Source organism: Inquilinus sp. OTU3971, from assembly GCF_038440215.1.
This window is the reverse complement of the sequence record NZ_JASATH010000091.1, coordinates 1-16332: the sequence shown is the minus strand read 5'-3', so window position 1 is coordinate 16332 and position 16332 is coordinate 1. Positions and strand designations below refer to the sequence as shown.

The 16332-nt window shown below is 64.2% G+C and carries 12 protein-coding genes and 1 pseudogene; 8 read left to right on the top strand and 5 right to left on the bottom strand.

The annotated features are described in order from the left end of the window. Window positions 1–208 precede the first annotated feature (208 nt). From AAHM41_RS21925 to AAHM41_RS21910, 4 genes are all read left to right on the top strand, one after another. Window positions 209–841, top strand: a complete 633-nt coding sequence (locus AAHM41_RS21925) for a response regulator transcription factor (RefSeq protein WP_342238709.1) — start codon at window positions 209–211, stop codon at window positions 839–841. A gap of 124 nt (window positions 842–965) precedes the next feature. Beyond that, on the top strand, window positions 966–1349 hold the full coding sequence (locus tag AAHM41_RS21920) for a response regulator transcription factor (RefSeq protein WP_342238708.1): 384 nt from the start codon (window positions 966–968) through the stop codon (window positions 1347–1349). A gap of 158 nt (window positions 1350–1507) precedes the next feature. Beyond that, window positions 1508–2677: an HlyD family secretion protein gene (locus tag AAHM41_RS21915; protein WP_342238707.1), complete on the top strand. Its 1170-nt coding sequence runs from the start codon at window positions 1508–1510 to the stop codon at window positions 2675–2677. Next, entirely contained in the window at window positions 2674–4248 is a 1575-nt protein-coding gene (locus AAHM41_RS21910) for a DHA2 family efflux MFS transporter permease subunit (RefSeq protein ID WP_342238706.1), read from the top strand. The genes AAHM41_RS21915 and AAHM41_RS21910 overlap by 4 nt, the downstream gene beginning before the upstream one ends. A gap of 310 nt (window positions 4249–4558) precedes the next feature. Here the strand turns inward: AAHM41_RS21910 and AAHM41_RS21905 are convergent, their stop codons facing one another. From AAHM41_RS21905 to AAHM41_RS21895, 3 genes are all read right to left on the bottom strand, one after another. Beyond that, window positions 4559–5347 (bottom strand): sensor histidine kinase, encoded by a 789-nt coding sequence (locus AAHM41_RS21905; protein WP_342238705.1) that lies wholly within the window; start codon window positions 5345–5347, stop codon window positions 4559–4561. Window positions 5348–5817: 470 nt separating this feature from the next. Further along, window positions 5818–8655 carry an ATP-binding protein gene (locus AAHM41_RS21900; RefSeq protein WP_342238704.1) on the bottom strand — a complete coding sequence of 946 codons (2838 nt, stop codon included), beginning with the start codon at window positions 8653–8655 and terminating at the stop codon, window positions 5818–5820. Between the two features lie 216 nt (window positions 8656–8871). Then, a complete protein-coding gene (locus AAHM41_RS21895; RefSeq protein ID WP_342238703.1) occupies window positions 8872–9633 on the bottom strand; it encodes an IS5 family transposase in 762 nt (253 codons plus the stop codon). Window positions 9634–9866: 233 nt separating this feature from the next. Here AAHM41_RS21895 and AAHM41_RS21890 point away from each other — a divergent pair, with 233 nt between their 5' ends. Further along, window positions 9867–10175 (top strand): hypothetical protein, encoded by a 309-nt coding sequence (locus AAHM41_RS21890; RefSeq protein ID WP_342238702.1) that lies wholly within the window; start codon window positions 9867–9869, stop codon window positions 10173–10175. Window positions 10176–10549: 374 nt separating this feature from the next. Here AAHM41_RS21890 and AAHM41_RS21885 read toward each other — a convergent pair. Together AAHM41_RS21885 and AAHM41_RS21880 are read right to left on the bottom strand one after the other, a co-directional pair. Further along, window positions 10550–11602, bottom strand: a pseudogene (locus AAHM41_RS21885) (nucleotidyl transferase AbiEii/AbiGii toxin family protein). Further along, complete coding sequence (locus tag AAHM41_RS21880; protein ID WP_342238701.1) at window positions 11599–12387, bottom strand: DUF6088 family protein; 789 nt, start codon at window positions 12385–12387, stop codon at window positions 11599–11601. The pseudogene AAHM41_RS21885 and the gene AAHM41_RS21880 overlap by 4 nt, the downstream one beginning before the upstream one ends. A 235-nt stretch (window positions 12388–12622) precedes the next feature. Between AAHM41_RS21880 and AAHM41_RS21875 the strand changes: the two genes are divergently transcribed. The 3 genes from AAHM41_RS21875 to istB are packed head-to-tail and all read left to right on the top strand — an operon-like array spanning window position 12623 to window position 15803. Then, window positions 12623–13678, top strand: coding sequence for an SMODS domain-containing nucleotidyltransferase (locus AAHM41_RS21875; protein WP_342238722.1), 1056 nt, complete (start codon window positions 12623–12625; stop codon window positions 13676–13678). Between the two features lie 44 nt (window positions 13679–13722). Then, a complete protein-coding gene (gene istA / locus AAHM41_RS21870; protein ID WP_446719473.1) occupies window positions 13723–15024 on the top strand; it encodes an IS21 family transposase in 1302 nt (433 codons plus the stop codon). Then, complete coding sequence (istB, locus tag AAHM41_RS21865) at window positions 15024–15803, top strand: IS21-like element helper ATPase IstB (RefSeq protein WP_342238700.1); 780 nt, start codon at window positions 15024–15026, stop codon at window positions 15801–15803. The genes istA and istB overlap by 1 nt, the downstream gene beginning before the upstream one ends. The last annotated feature ends 529 nt before the right edge of the window (window positions 15804–16332 follow it).

Sequence of the window (16332 nt, the reverse complement as noted above, 5' to 3'; positions counted from 1 at the left end):
CGGCTCCGATCGGCATCGGGTTCTCAGGGCTCGGGATTCCGCCGATACGGGGCGCCCGGCAGCTTGACGGTTGGTGAGCGCCGGCCTCAGGCTCATCATCGGTCCTTCTTCAAGCACGTCCGGGCTTCGATCGACAGCCGGACATAACAAGCAGGGGGAGCGGTATTCGAGTTCGCGCTGCCGCGGACTGCGACACCACGCAAATGTCATGAACGCACCAGCCGGGACCGCGTCCGTTGCCACGCCCCTCGTCCTCATCGTCGACGACGACGAAGGCATCCGCGAGGCGCTGGCCGATCTGCTGCGCTCGGTCGGGATCGAGGCGAAAAGCTTCGGCTCGACCCGGGAGCTGCTCGACGCTGCCCCGGCCGACCGGCCCGGCTGCCTGGTGCTCGACGTCCGCCTGCCGGGACTCAGCGGGCTGGACCTGCAGGCCCAGCTGGCGCGCAGCGGCAACACCCGCCCGATCATCTTCATGACCGGCCATGGCGACATCCCGATGAGCGTACGGGCGATGAAGGCCGGGGCGACGGATTTCCTGACCAAGCCGTTCCGCGACCAGGACATGCTGGATGCGGTGGCCGCTGCCATCGACAAGGACATGGGGCAGCGCCGTGACGCCGCGGCGGCGAAGGAGGTGGCGGCGCTGGCGGCCACCCTGACCCCGCGGGAGACGGAGGTGATGGTGGCAGTGGTGAAGGGGCTGATGAACAAGCAGATCGCCGGCCTGCTCGGCATCAGCGAGATCACGGTCAAGCTGCACCGCGGCAATGTCATGCGGAAGATGGCGGTCAGGTCGGTCGCCGACCTGGTGCGCAGGGCGGAATTGTTAGGGCACTGAACATTTACATGCACTGAACTGACGGCTGCCTGACCCTCCACTTGCGTATGGTACCCGGCTAGCGACACTCCGACTATCTAGGACAGGCGGGCAACAGTCCCGCTTCACCGCCCGTCGAGGTATCGTGTCCCATTCCCCCCTCATCGCCGTTATCGACGACAATCAGGCCATTCGCGAGGCACTGGAGGATCTCCTGTCTTCGCTGGGCTATCGTGCGCTGCCATTCGCCTCGGCAGAGGATTTTCTGGCCTCCTCGGGCCGAGCCGACGTGGCCTGCATGGTCGTCGATGTCCGGATGGGGGGCATGACCGGCCTCGATCTGCAGGCACGCCTGAACGCGCAGGGTCGCCACTACCCGATGATCTTCATGACCTCGGATGCTGACGGGGTGACGCGATCAAACGCCCTGGCTGGCGGTGCTCTCGCTTACCTCGAAAAGCCGGTCGATGCTGAGGTGCTGATCGGATGCCTGGTTTCGGCGCTGCAACGCGAGACCCAGCTACACTGACTCCGGGCCTGTAAGCAGCTGCAGCGGCTATACCTAGGTCTATTCGACACCGACGAAACGCCTGCCGGTGCCGAACGACAGTGGAATATGTCCACCACGCCCCCTCCGCCATCCTGTGACAGTCTCGACGCACACGGGCACAAGCAGAGGGTGTCACGATGACCATCGCCGCTTCACACATCGATACGGCCGAGTTCAACGGACCGCCGGTGAACCTTTTGTCCGCGACCGTTGGCGCGCCTGACAAGAGTGGCGCCGCGCAGAAGCGGCGCAGCATGGCTCGCCGGGTGGCGCCCGTCGCCCTGATTATGGCGGTCCTCGCCGGCGGCGGATTCGCAGCCTGGACATACTGGACACAGTGGCGCTTCGAGGTGTCCACCGACGATGCGTATGTGCAGGCCGACACGGTGATGATCGCCCCCCAGGTCGCCGGGAACATCACCTCGCTGTTCGTCGATGACAACCAGCAGGTCAAGGCGGGGCAAGTCCTCGCGATCATCGACCAGAGCGAATACAGCGCCGCAGTGAGGAAGGCGCAGGCCGGGGTACAGCAGGCCCAGGCCGCGATCGCAACGGACGAGGCGCAGATCGCACAGCAGCAAGTGATGATCGCGGAGGCGCAGGCGACGATCGACGCCGATAAGGCTTCCGAGGTCTACGCCCAGCAGAACAACCAGCGCTACGGCACGCTGGCGCGTGACGGCTTCGGATCGGTCCAGAACGCGCAGCAGGCTCAGGCCCAGATCGCCGACGCGCAGGCGACGGTCACCAAGGACGGCGCCGCACTCGACGCGGCGCAGAAACAGGTCGCAACGCTGACGGCAGAACTGGCGGAGGCCCAGGCAACGCTGGCGCAGAACCAAGCGATGCTGCAGCAGGCGCAGATCAGTCTTGGCTACACGATCATCACCGCGCCTGTCGACGGCGTGATCGGCGGCCGCTCGGTGCGCGAGGGGCAGTATGTCGAGCCCGGCACCCAGCTGCTGTCGGTGGTGCCGCTGGCCAAGACCTACGTGGTGGCGAATTTCGAGGAGACGCAACTCGCCGACGTGCGGCCAGGACAACCGGTCACGCTGTCGGTCGACACCTTCTCCGGCCTGACCGTCCACGGCTTCGTGGACAGCATTGCGCCCGCCAGCGGGCAGGAATTCGCATTGCTGCCGCCGGACAACGCCACCGGCAACTTCACCAAGATCGTCCAGCGCATCCCGGTGAAGATCCGGATCGACCCGGACGATCCGCTGGCCGGCCGGCTGCGGCCCGGCATGTCGGTCACCCCCACCATCGACACCCGCGACGTCGCGCCGGCCGAAGGGCGGACGTCATGAGTGCTTCGGTCCTTTCCCCTGGCCCCGAGCGCGCATCGCTGCGGACTTGGCTCGCCGTCTGCGGCTGCATGCTCGGCGCGCTGATCGCGGTGCTCGACGTCCAAATCGTCAACTCCTCTTTGCCTGACATTGAGGGTGGAATCGGCACGGGGACCGACAACGGCACCTGGATCTCCACCTCCTACCTGATCGGCGAGATCATCATGATCCCGCTGACGGATTATCTCAGCCGGGTGTTCGGTTTCCGCCGCTTCCTGCTGACCAATCTCATCCTGTTCTTGATCTTCTCCGCCGCCTGCGCCTTCGCCGGCAATCTCGGCACCATGATCGTCACCCGAGCCCTGCAGGGATTCACCGGCGGTGTGATGATCCCGATGGCCTTCACCATGGTGCTGACCAAGCTGCCGCCGGCGCAGCGGCCAATCGGCCTGGCTGCTTTCGCGATGACCGCCACCTTCGGGCCGGCGATCGGACCGACGATCGGCGGCTACCTGACCGACCAGTTTGGCTGGCCATGGATCTTCTTCGTCAACCTGATCCCCGGCAGCTTGATGCTCAGCCTGCTGTTCCCCACGCTCGAACGCGGGCCAATGCAGCTCGACCTGCTGAAGGAGGGCGACTGGTGGGGTATTGTCACCATGGCCGCGGGGCTGGCCTGCCTGCAGACCATGCTTGACGAGGGCAACCAGGACGGATGGTTCGACTCACCGGTCATCATTCGCCTTGCCATCGCAGCTGCAGTCCTGCTCATCGCCTTCGTGACGATCGAGTTGAGGAGCAAGGCGCCAGCTGTCCGGCTACGGCTGCTGACGAGGCGAAATTTCGGCCTCGGCACCTTCGCCAACATCATGGTCGGATTCGCGCTGTTCGGTTCGGTCTACGTTCTTCCGGCCTACCTCGACGAAGTCCAGGGGTATGACGCGCAGCAGATCGGTCTGGTGCTCGCGTCCTCGGGCCTACCGCAATTGCTGATCATCCCGTTCGTTCCGCTGCTCCTGAAGCGCATTGATGCGCGTGTCCTGGTGTGCGTCGGCCTCTCCATCTTCGCGCTCAGCTGCTTCATGAACACCCATCTCAGCTTTGACAACGCCGGGTCGCAATTCGTGCTCACCAATCTCGTCCGCGCACTCGGCCAGGCCATCCTGCTGACGCCGCTGACTGGCATCGCGATGGCGCAAATCCTGCCGGCAGAGTCTGCGGCCGCCTCAGGGCTGTTCAACATGCTGCGCAACCTGGGCGGCGCGATCGGGACAGCGGCGCTGGCGACAGTAATCACCAAGCGCGAGCAGTTCCATTCCAACATCATCGGCCAGTCAGTCACCCCGTTCGACCTCACCGAACAATCTTTCCTGAGCCGGATGCAACATTACTTCCAAGCCCATGGCGTGCCGGACGCGGCCCGATCCTACCACCAGGGCGAGATCCTGCTCGGTAAGCTCGTGGCTCAACAGTCGCTGATCCTGGCCTTCTCGGATGCATTCTATGTGATGGGTGTGGTGCTAGTCTCCGCAGCCGTCGCCATCGTCTTAACACGGTCCGCTCCCAAGGGAATAACTGCAGCCCGCGAGTGAAGGCCAGCATCAATGGCTAGATGACGGACGATGCCACCCCCTTGCCGCCAACTCAGCGCTGGCAAAGCCCGGGTGCGCAGCCGGCGATCGCTTGGCACTGCAGGCGGTCCGGACGTCCTTGCGATCGCGACACGTGTCGGGATGCACGCCATCCTGTGGCTGCCTCAACGACCGCCAAGCACAGAGGGGCTTCCATGACGATCGCCGCAACAGGCATCGACACAGCCGGGCTGGCCGAGCCGCCGGCGAACCATTCGCCCGCGGGTGCCGACGTGCCCGGCAGGAGTGGTGCCCTGCCAAAGCGGCGCAGCTAGGCCGCCGGCACGGTGAATTGAAAGACGGCTCCTTGCGGCTGGTTCGTCTCGACCCACAGCCGGCCGCCATGCGCCTCGACAATCGAGCGACAGATCGCCAAGCCTATGCCCGTCCCGCTGGGCTTTGTTGTGTAGAAGGCCTCGAACAGCCGGTTCACACTGTCCGGGTCGACGCCCGGGCCGGAATCCCGCACAGTCACGCGCACGTCGCCTGTTTCGGTCCGACCGGTGCTGACCAGCAGCTCTCGTGCTCCCGCGCTGACCCCGCTCATGGCTTCGACCGCATTGATGATCAGGTTGAGGGCAACTTGTTGCAGTTGGACCCGATCGCCTTCGATCAGCGGCAAACCATCCGCGAGGTCTGTCCGCACCGAGACCGCGTTCTTCGTCGTTTCGCGACAGGTGAGCTCGATCACCTCGAGGATCGCTTCATTGATCTCCAGGCGATCGGTCTGGGGCGGCGCCTTCCTGATCAGGGCGCGGATCCGGCCGAGCGTGTTGCTCGCGCGATTGCCGTCGCGGACGATGCGATCGAAAGCCGCCCGAGCCCTGTCCAAGTCGGGTCGCGGGCGGTCGAGCCAATGCAGGCCAGCCATGGCATTGGTCACCGCTGCGGCAATGGGCTGTTTCATCTCATGAGTGATCGAGGCGGCGAGATAACCCAGGGTCGCGAGCCGGTTCTCGTGAGACAGCTCCATCATCGTGACCGTGTCGATGCTGGCGATGGCTCGGCTGATCTCGGCATGGTTATACTCAGGATCGTGACGGTCGCTCGACGCTTGCATCGCTGGATCCTTTCAAGCCAATCTTGAAGACCTCGACGTAGGGTCCGTCATGGGACGGCCCGACAGCGTCGGGCCAGATCTGCATCACTGGGATCGAAACCGCGTGGTCGCGACGTTCCGCGCCGCGGAGCACAACAAGCGCCGCTTCATTTTGGTGCTCCACCAAGCGCGACATGATCGAATACCCTCAGGGCGAGGGGCTTTGATAAAGACGTGGCATCGCTCGATGACACGTTGCCGGAATAATGCGTACAACGCAGGATGGCAGTGAGTTTACTTTGGTAAATAAACGATAAAATCGTGCCCAGTTCGGCTGGCGCGTCGAGAGGCAAAGTCCTTGGCCAGAGAAGCGGCGATTACCGCATACTTCCCTCCCGTAACGGCCGATGCGCCGACCGAGACGGTGGCCGATAGGCTGTCGGACCGGGCTCACGCGCCATGCATCGTTGCAGACGGCCTGCTACGCTCCATCAACCCAGACGCGGCCGAAGCCTGCCGATCCACGCGCCGGCGGTCCTGAGATCATATGTCTCGTAGCCCTCCGTAAAGCGATCGTAGACGGAGGAGAGGAGTTCGTGAGCGTCCGCAACATGGTCGCTCCGGTACCAGAGTCGGGCCAGGCTCGTGGCCGCCCTAAGTTCCCATGACAAGGCGCCCTGCCGCCGCGCGAGGTCAACCGCCTGCCGACAGTGCTCCTCCGATTGCTGGAGTTCGCCCTTGATGCGAAGCAATTCCGGCAGGCACCAGCGCTCCTCATTTCGCCCGGCCATCTCGATCGCTTCATCGATCACATTGCGGGCTTGCACGGCCTGCCCATCCAGCATCAGTCCCTGTGCCAGCGTGCCAAGATGCGCTGGGAGACGCATGAGAAACGCCGCCTCGCGAAGCTCATCGACCGCCCTGCGCAGCAGCGGCATCCCAATGATATCGCCCCGCTGGATGAGCAGCACGCCTTCTGCACAATTTGCCGTCGCGTGGTGGATATCCAGCGGCTGGTTCGCCAAATTCTTTCTGATGATGACGAGCAAGCGTTCGGCACCAACCCAATCCCCAACGTATAGCGCGACTGCGAGAGGCCAGTGGATGAGAACGTCACAGAGAGCCGATCCACCAAGGTTGGCTTGAGCTTCCCGTACGGCAATTTCCGCCGTGTGTGACGCCTGATCCGGGTATCCTTGCAACCAGAGAATGTTGGACAGAATTCCAAACGCCCTGACAGGTTGATCGTGTGGAAAACGGGTATCGTTCGCCGGGTGAGCCGGACCTCGGTATTGCGCGAGGTAGCGATCGAGGATGCGCCGTGCGTCGTCGTGGTTTCCCAAATGGAAGAGCACGCCAGCAATCAGCCTGTCGGCCGCGAGTTGAGTGGCGGGATCACCGCTTTCGCCCGCAGCAGCACGACACATTTCTGCGAACCTCAATGCCGTTCGATGACTTCCGCGTGAGCGGTGATAGCTGGAGAGCCCCCAAAGCGCTCGCAGCCGATGCTCACCGTCATTGATCCGTTCGGCGATCTCAAGCGCTTTGATCCAGGCAGAGCCAACGTCTTTTTTTGGGCCATTGATGCGGCGCAGCGCTACACTGAGGCCGGCATAGAGCTTGATCCGGTCGCTCTCCCGGACTCGACCCGGCTCCTCGGCGAGTGCCCGCTCAATGCACAAACAACATTCGGCCCACAACGAGAGATGCATCCATAGGTCAATCGCCGTGACGGTCAAAGACACGCCGAGAGAGCGGTCTCCGTCGGCAGAGAACGCCCAGTCCAGCGCAGTGCGAACGTCATCGATGTTGCGGCCGTAAGCTGCCAACCCGTCGGTGCCGGGACGCTTCGCCAATTCGGCCGCCGCCCGTGCCAATAGATCCCGCTGATGCTCGGCATGGAGTCGAGCGACGGGTTTGATTTCTCCAGCCTCGGCGAGCTTCTGGAGGGCATAGGCGCGCGTCGCATCGAGCAAGCGGTATTGCGTGGCGAAACCGCTCACATCTGCGGAGATTAGCGATTTTGCCACCAGATTCGCCACCCCCTCCACGATCTCGGAGACAGCAAACTTGCCGTCTGCCGCTACGGCACAGGCGGATTCGAGCGTGAAATCGCTGGCGAAGACGGAAAGGCGTCGCAGGATGATGCGCTCATCCTCGAACAGCAGCTCGTAGCTCCAATCGAATGTCGCGGCCAAGGTCTGCTGCCGCGGCGGAGCAGTCCTTCTGCCCAGGTTCCTCAACGGGAATCCATCGTCGAGGAGAGCCGCAAGCTGGTGGATCCCGAATGCATCGACACGTGCAGCCGCGAGCTCGATCGCGAGTGCGATCCCGTCCAGCTTGCGACAGATATCCGAAACGATGGGCGCCTCAGCATCGCTGAGCTTGAAATCATCACGGATGGCCGTTGCGCGTTCCACAAAGAGCTGCACCGCCGGAAAGCTGAGCGCCTCCGCAGCCGTCGGGTCGGACCGGCGAGGCGGGCTCGCCAGCGGCGGCAGGCGATGCACGTATTCTTGCCTCGACCGCAGCGGTTCACGGCTCGTCGCCAGAATGTGCAGGCCTGGAGCGTCGCTCATGATTTGCTCTGCCACGAAGGCTGCGGCTCCGATGACGTGCTCACAATTGTCGAGCAGGATCAGCAACCGCTTATCCCGCAAATATGTCGTCAACCCGTTGACGATGTCCTGTGAGCGAATTGTCAGCCCGAGCGCGGACGCCAGAGTGCTCGGCACGAGTCGAGGATCGCGCAACGGTGCCAGATCGACGAACCAGATCCCATGATCATAGGCAGGCATCAGGGTGTCTGCTGCGGCGAGCGCAACGGTTGTCTTGCCGATGCCGCCGGGCCCCACGATGGAGACGAGCCGGTGCTGCTGCAGACGTCCGAGCAACGCACCGAGAGTATCGGCGCGGCCGATTGTCCGGATCAATGAAGGTGGCAGATTGTGCATGCGTTGGCCGGTGGCGGTCGGAGCCACCGGCCCCAACTCGCTGGGCTCCACCGGCGCGACGAAGCAGTAGCCGCGGCCGGATATGCTCGCGACATAGCGATGCCCGGGCCGACCTTCGCCGAGCGCCTTTCTCAGCGCCGTGATCTGGACTCTGAGATTGGCTTCTTCGACGACGATGCCGGGCCAAACGCGGGCCATCAATTCTGCCTTGGTGACCAGCTCGCCGGGACGTTCGACCAGTGCGGTCAGGATCGCCAGGGACCGATTGCCCAGGCGCACTGGCCTTTCCCCCTCCAGAAGGAGTTGCCGAGACGGCAGGAGGCGGAAAGGGCCGAACGAATAGGCGCGCTCGCGCGAGGCGGACGCGTCGACCACGGCGTTTAACCTCTTTTAGCAATTTCTAGCTTGACGAAGGGTATGGGCGCTGTCCCGGCTTGTCCATTCTGACCTGTCGGTGCGCTGTCGTCCGTATGAAGTAGGAGGCACCAGTGTGGCGAACGCCTGCTGTCGAGCCCTTCAAGATCAACGGCGCGCGGCCCTCGCGACACTACGGAGCGGGGGCGGCGGCGATGAATTCGAGGGCCGCCTGCGTTAGAGCCCAGTTTGGTGCCCTGCTCTTCGGCCTGGGGCTTGGCTGCGCTGGCGCGGGCGCTCTCGGCTGCACGGGCTTGCCGCACGGCCCGGGTTTCGGGTGTCTCGTCTCGGATCATAGCCTCCCGAGCGGCCCGGGCCGCCACCGCCTCCTCCGCCTTGGTGCGGCCGCCCTGGACAACGCTGATGGCGTCGATCGCCGGCGCCATCGCCGTAGACCCGGTCGATCCGGCCGTCGATCCGCGACAGGAGCCCCGGCACCGCCTGGGTGTCATGGACATCGCCGTCGGTCAGCGCCTCTGCCAGGATCGTGCCGGTGTTCGGGTCGATCGCAACGTGCAGCTTGCGCCAGCCGGTCCGGCCGGGTGGCGAGCCCCGGCGCCAGAGCCGCAGGCCGGTGCTGTCGATGACCAGGTCGACGCCGTCGCCCGCATCGGCCCGGCGATCGGTCTCGAGACGGCGGCCGCGGCGCGACAGCGTGGTGTGGTCCGGCACCGGCAGGCTGAGACCGAGCATGCGGAAGATCGAGCCGACCAACCCCTCGGTCTGGCGCAGCGCCAGCCGGAACACCGCCCGGACCGTCAGCGCCGCCTCGATCGCCGCATCCGAATAGAGCCGGCCGCCACCGCCGCGCCAGGCATCAAGCGCCGACGGCGAGATCCAGATCGACAGCTCGCCACGGCGGATCAGGGCTCGGTCATAGGCCGGCCAGTTCCGGACCGCATACCGAGCCCGCCTCGTCCCGCTCCGATGCCTGGTCACCGTCGCCGCCTCTGCCGTTGATCGTCGCCACCATCATCCGCCACACAGCGAACTCGGGCCAGCCTCCCCGTGCACCAAGCCGGAGGCGAAGCCTCCGTCAAGGATGCGCGGTCCCCCCCGAATTGCTCCGCAATTCGGCTCCCCCGCGCCCCGCTCCGCGGCGCCTTCGGCGTCCCTGACGGAGCCTCCGCCGGCTGCTCCTGAGACATGTCCTCGACGAGGAGGACGGCTCAATGATGGAGGAACCGATGTGCCAATTCGATCATCCGCACGCTTCGTTCGACCGCTTCCCGCAGCTCGTCCATGACCTCGAAATCGAGTTCGGACCCGACGGACTCGACACCGTGGTCGAGCGGTTCGTCGGGGCCGAACTGGGCGAGTTCGTCTGGGACGGCCGCATCGCCGAACGCGATCTCGGCGCCTATGAGAGCTTCGACGACGACGAGTTCGAGGGCTCCGATCTCGTGCGGATCCTGAGTTTTTCCGCTCCCGATATCGCGTCGCGACCTGCGTTGTCGACCGCTCCTGGAGGCTTCAGATGATGCTCATAATGCTTGAATTCGACGACCTCCCGAGCGCCGAAAACGCGTTCCGAAACGGCGCTTGAGCGGCCCGATCGAGGCCTCGGGGAGCGGTCGATCGGACCGGCCGCTCTCCAGTTTCTGGCGCCTGGCGACCGATAGATTGGATTCGAGGAATCGTAGGTAGGCGGGCGTGAGGCGGTTGGCGGCGGGAGGGGCCGCGCGATAGCAAGATAAAGCACCGGCACACGCCGGCGCCTAAGTCGTTGTCTGCACATCTTTTTTCATGGCGCCATGGGCGCCGGACCCGGTGCCATTTTGGCGCCATGCCCTGAAACGGGCCGTCGGATCGAAGGCGCCGCTATCCCAGCAGGCCCTCTCGAGTAGTCCCACGGTCAGCGCTCATTCACCGTTCGCTCCAGATCGGCGACACTCGCCATCACCTCGTCGAAGGCAGGGATGTCGCCGAAGATCATCGTCGCCATCGCAGCATAGTCACGCCGCAGCTCCGCCACCATGCCATCGTGCGGCGCCAGCGCGAACGTCCCGGGTGCCGCAGAGGCCAGATCGAGATCCGGCCGATTGAAGAACATGCGCGCGTGACTCACGCAATCCGCGGCCATGTCGAGATCGGTGACGGCGGCGATCCCCACTTCGGATCGGAGGAGACGGTGGACGTCGTAGTAATGCCGCGACACGCGCTGTCCGCCGCCGCGCAGCTCGCCGCGACGCTCGTGCCATCGGCGCAGCCCGTGGAGGATGACGACCTTGTCCCAGAAGGTGCGCGCGGGATCCACCGTTGTCACTGTCCTAACAGTCAACGCGCCCGGTGTTCGTAGGTCATCATCGACGTATGGTCTGATGTCGATCGGCCGGTGCGGGTCGAGGGCTGATTTTGCGCCGGACTCGATCTTTACTGCTGGCCGCACATAGCTCCCGGGCGACGCCGCGACGCTCGGATACCAGAGCAGCAGGCTCTGCCCGTCTGGATCGCTCTCGTCCGGCGTTACGCGAAGGCCGACGCTGCCGGTCTCGCGCATCGTCCGGCCCACGATCGCCGTCAGTGCCACCAGAAGCGTTTCCTGAATTTAAGTCTGGCACGCCGTCTTGATCGCCTCAAGCCGGGCCACGCGCTTTTTGCCGCTCAGGGCTTCCAGCTCTGCCATGGTGGCGGGCTCGCCAATGTCCTCTCGGAACACAGTTATGTCGATGTCCTCGGAAAACCGATCAATCAGGCCATAACCCTTCGATAACGAGGTACCGCCCTTGAACAACAACCGGGGACCATCTAGCGCCAATCCGTTGAACAACGCGTCGAGCGTCCAACAGACCCAGAAGTCCTTCTCGACGTTCTGCACAGTCGTGCCGAGCCGGTTGGCGGCGGAGAGATAGAGTTCCTCCCTAGACTGGCTGCTGGCCCCAATGACATCGAAGAATCCTGGCGTCATCGGTCGGCCTCTCGCTGGCGCCGGCCCCAACGAATGGTGGTGTCAGAATCGTCACGATGCTGCTCGTGATCCGGATGGAGATCCGCTTCAAGTCGATCCTGCAGTCCTCTGGCCGACCGCTTCAACAACTCACGAAGGAAGGTCTGCATCCAGGCCGGAAGCGTCGGCAAACCATCCTCCAGATCCGCGCGAAGGCCAGTACCATGGGCCGGATCCGAGAGGATCGCGAGGAGCCGCGCTGTGATCCGATCCCGGTCGTCCGGCTTTGCCAGAGCCTCGCGCAACCAATGCAGCGCCTGGACGACGCGCATCGCCGGCCGCCCTGCCCAGTACAGCTTGCTCGGTGCTGTCGGCCGGAATGTGATCGTCAGGTTGTCCAGCCGGATAGGACGGAGCCGCGCATCGGTGTGGACCACGACTCGGCCCGGAACGGCATCCGAAAGACCGAGATCGTTGGCAGCCGTCATGCCGTCGACCAGCATCCGCGTCTGGTCGCGCCGGGAGATTGCCTCGATGACCGCGCGATAATCTGGCGCGGCTGGCTTGCCGGTCAGTGGATTGAGCCGTGGTTGGTCGTAGAGTCCGCGATCGATGCGGCGCAGGCTTCCGCTGTGCGCCAGACGCTGCAGCGCCTTGTCCACTGCATCGCGCGGGCCGATATTGAGAAAGTCGGTCGGCGTCCACACACGGGCAGGGGAATGCATCGCCACCTGGCCGGCGATTTGGGACTTGAGATCGAGACTGGAGCCACGCATGTCCGGAGAGTGTATACGTTTTTCGGACAAAGGCAATCTCGGTTTGTCCGAAATTTGTATTTACATTTCGGACATCCATTGACACACTCAAGTGCCTCACGCTGGGCCATCGAAAACCGCCGATGCCCGCCGGAAGCTTGCAAAAGCTTCTTTACACGCCCGCGGCCCAGCATTTAATTTGCAATTAATGATCAGGGATTACAATTAAAACCCAGCATTGCCAAACCTGATATGATTGAATATTTGAACCGAAGAAAAATGAAGCATCAAACTAACAGATCATTTCAATACCTTCATGTCCGATATAGTGAACTTAAATGCCACACGAGTCACACTACTTGAGGACAGCGTCGAAACCCTGAAGGGTGTGGTGCGCGCATCCGACTGGACGCCAAAAGTCAAGTTCTTCATTTCACAAGGGTCGTGGGCACACAAGACCATTATCAAACCTGTCGAGGACAGGGCCTTCGACGCAGATCTTCTCGTCTTCGTCGAGCCAGTTAATGGCTGGACGGCCAAGGACTATCTCTCAACACTCCGTGCCGTTTTTTCCAATCACCCCACCTACAAAGACAAGGTCCGACGTTACTCACACTGCGTCACGATCGAATACGTTGGCGACCGCAAGATCGACATCGCGCCATGCATCGTCGACCGAGGTGGCGTGACGCGACTGGAAGTCTGCAATTTCAACACCGATGCATTCGAACTTTCTGAGCCTAAAAGATATACGGAGTGGCTGATTGAACGAAACGGGTGGACTGGCAACAATGGCCTTCGGAAGGTGACGAGACTTCTGAAATATCTTCGCGATATTAAGGGCACCTTTTCCTGCCCCTCGATCCTGTTCACGACGCTACTCGGCAATCGCATCACCTGGGCGGACAGCCTCAATTCGAACGACTTCGCAGACCTACCCACAGCGCTGAAGACCATTGTCGGACGCTTGGACGATTGGCTGCAGTCAAATCCATATAGACCGATCGTTGCCAATCCGGTTCTCTCGTCTGAGGTATTAAGCGATCTATGGAATGATGACCGATACACCAATTTTCGAGAGAAAATTCACACTTATCGAACCTGGATCGATGACGCCTACGCAGAAAGCGATCGAGACGAGAGCATCGGTAAATGGCGCCGAGTATTTGGCGACGATTTCGCAAGGAGCGTCGTCATCGAGAAAGCGCCGACGGACCGCCTCTGCCCGTTTGTCCGCCCGAAGCACCGCCCACCCTTATTCAACGCTCACTCGGACGACCGACGCATCGCGAGAAAACAGCGCTCTTCATCTGTCGGGCGACATGGAAAACTGCCCTCCTGACGACAGGGAAAACTGACCCCCTGGCGACACTCAGGAGGGTCATGATGCCAGCAGAATGGACGACAAGCTCGCCGCAGCAGGACGTGTTGCGGGGAGAAGGGATGCGAACGCCGGACGAGGTCGCGGCGATGTTGCGACTGTGGTCGCTGGGCTGGGGAACGAAGCGGATCGCGGCGGAGTTCGGCTGCAGCCGCAACACGGTGAAGCGCTACGTGGCAGCCGGAGGCTGGGCGGCGTACCGGAGGCCGGCCCGGTCGCGGGCGCTGGCTGGGCTGGAGGAGTGGCTGGCCGAGCGGTTCCGGCGGCATCGGGGCAATGCCGATGTGGTGCGCCAGGATCTGGCGCGGGAGCACGGGCTGCGGGTGAGCCTGCGGACGGTGGAGCGGGCGGTGGCGCCGCTGCGCCAGGCGCTGCAGGCCGAAGCCCGGGCGACGGTGCGGTTCGAGACGCCGCCCGGGCGTCAGTTGCAGATCGACTTCGGCGAACTGCGGGTGCCGATCGGGGGTGAGGTCGGCCGGGTGTTCCTGTTCGTGGCGACGCTGGGATACTCGCGGCGTTGCTATGTCCAGGCGTTCCGGCACGAGCGGCAGGCGGCCTGGTTCGACGGCCTGGAGGGTGCGTTCGCGCACTTCGCCGGGCTGACGCAGGAGGTGCTGGTCGACAATGCGCGGGCGCTGGTCGAGCATCACGACGCAGAGACCCGAGAGGTGCGCTTCAACGAGCGGTTCCGGGCCTTTGCGCAGTATTGGGGGTTCAAGCCGCGGGCCTGCGCGCCCTACCGGGCGCGGACCAAGGGCAAGGACGAACGGGGCGTCGGCTACGTCAAGCGCAACGCCATCGCCGGGCACAGCTTCGCCAGCTGGGCGGAGCTCGAGGCGCACCTGGCCTGGTGGATGCGCGAGATCGCCGACGTACGCGAGCACGGCACGACCGGCGAACCGCCGGTCGAGCGGTTCCGCCGGGACGAGGCGGGGGCGCTGCGGCCGCTCGACGGCCGGCCGCCGTTCCGCCAGGTCCGCGACCTGGTCCGGCGGGTCCAGCTGGACTGCAGCGTCGAGGTCGACACCAATGCCTACAGCGTGCCGTGGCGGCTGATCGGCGAGACGGTGCGGGTGGTGGTTGCCGGCGGCCGGGTCAGCATCCAGCATGGCGGCGGCGAGGTCGCCGCCCATCCCGAGAGCGCCGGCCGACGTCAGCGGCTGGTCGAGCCGGCGCACTTCGCCGGGATCATGCCCGCCCGGCCGGGGGCGCGACCGGCCGCTTCACCGCCGCCAACGCCGCCGCCGACCGCCGATCTGCTGCGGCCGCTGCAGGAATACGAGCAGCTGGCCGGGGGAGCCTGGTGATGGTCGACCACGACGCGCTCATGGCGATGCTGACCCGGCTTCAGCTGACTGCGATCCGCGACCAGTTCGACAGCCTTCTCGACGAGGCGGCCCGGCGCGAGATGACCCTGCGCGAGGCCGTGGCCTTCCTGTGCCAGCGCGAGGTTGCCCGCAAGGACGAGCGCCGGGTCGAGATGGCCAGCAAGATCGCCCACTTCCCGACGATGCGCGACCTCGACGGCTTCGACTTCGCCGCCCAGCCCTCGCTCGACAAGGGGCAGGTTCGCGAGCTGGCGGCCTGCCGCTGGGTCGCCCATGGCGACGCGCTGCTGCTGCTCGGGCCGCCCGGCGTCGGCAAGACCCACCTCGCCATCGCGCTCGGCCGCGAGGCCATCCGCGAGGGCTACTCGGTGCTGTTCACCGCCGCCCCGGCGCTGGTCGCCGCGCTGGCCAAGGCCCATGCCGACGGCCGCCTGGAGGAGCGCCTGGCCTTCTACGCCAAGCCCAAGCTCCTGATCATCGACGAGCTCGGCTACCTGCCGTTCGAGCCCAACGCCGCCCACCTGTTCTTCCAGCTCGTCTCCCGCCGCTACGAGCGCGGCAGCCTGCTGATCACCTCCAACCGCTCGGTCGGCGAGTGGGGCACGGTGTTCGGCGACCCCGTCGTCGCCACCGCCATCCTCGACCGGCTGCTCCACCACAGCCACGTCGTCACCATCCGCGGCGACAGCTACCGCCTGCGCAAGAAGCGCAGAGCCGGCCTCATCAAGGCAACCCTCAGCCCGGAGCAGGTCGCATGACACCGCTCTACCCCCGCCCCCGGACCCCCACCCCCGCGGCTTATCCCCGGGGGCCCACAGGCACCCCCCGCGCTCCGCTCCGCTTGCGCCTGACGGCGCTCCGCTCCGCGCGGGTCCCCCCTGTGGACTCCGGGCATAAGCCGCTCAACACCAACTCAACCAGGGGTCAGTTTTAGATGTCGTCAAGGGTCCAGTTCCGGATGTCGCTTGATATCATCAGAATCTGGATGACTGCATCCGGCCTCCGGGATCGGCGCTCCAGTTTCTCGAAGAGCGCTTCGACATCGTCGGCATATGTGCTGTGCCCATGCGGTCGTAAGTCGGCGTCCAATGCCACGCCCGCATCAGGGCAGGAGATCAAGCAACGGTTCGCTGAGCATCGACCCCGCCCTCTGGCGAATGCCGACGGTGGTTGCGGGTGATTTGGACCTGCGGGCGCAAGTGATTGATTTTGCTGAGCTCGCCTCCCGAGCCCTAAAAGCAAAACCCCAGCAACTCATTGAGTTGCTGGGGTTTTGGGATCGAATTT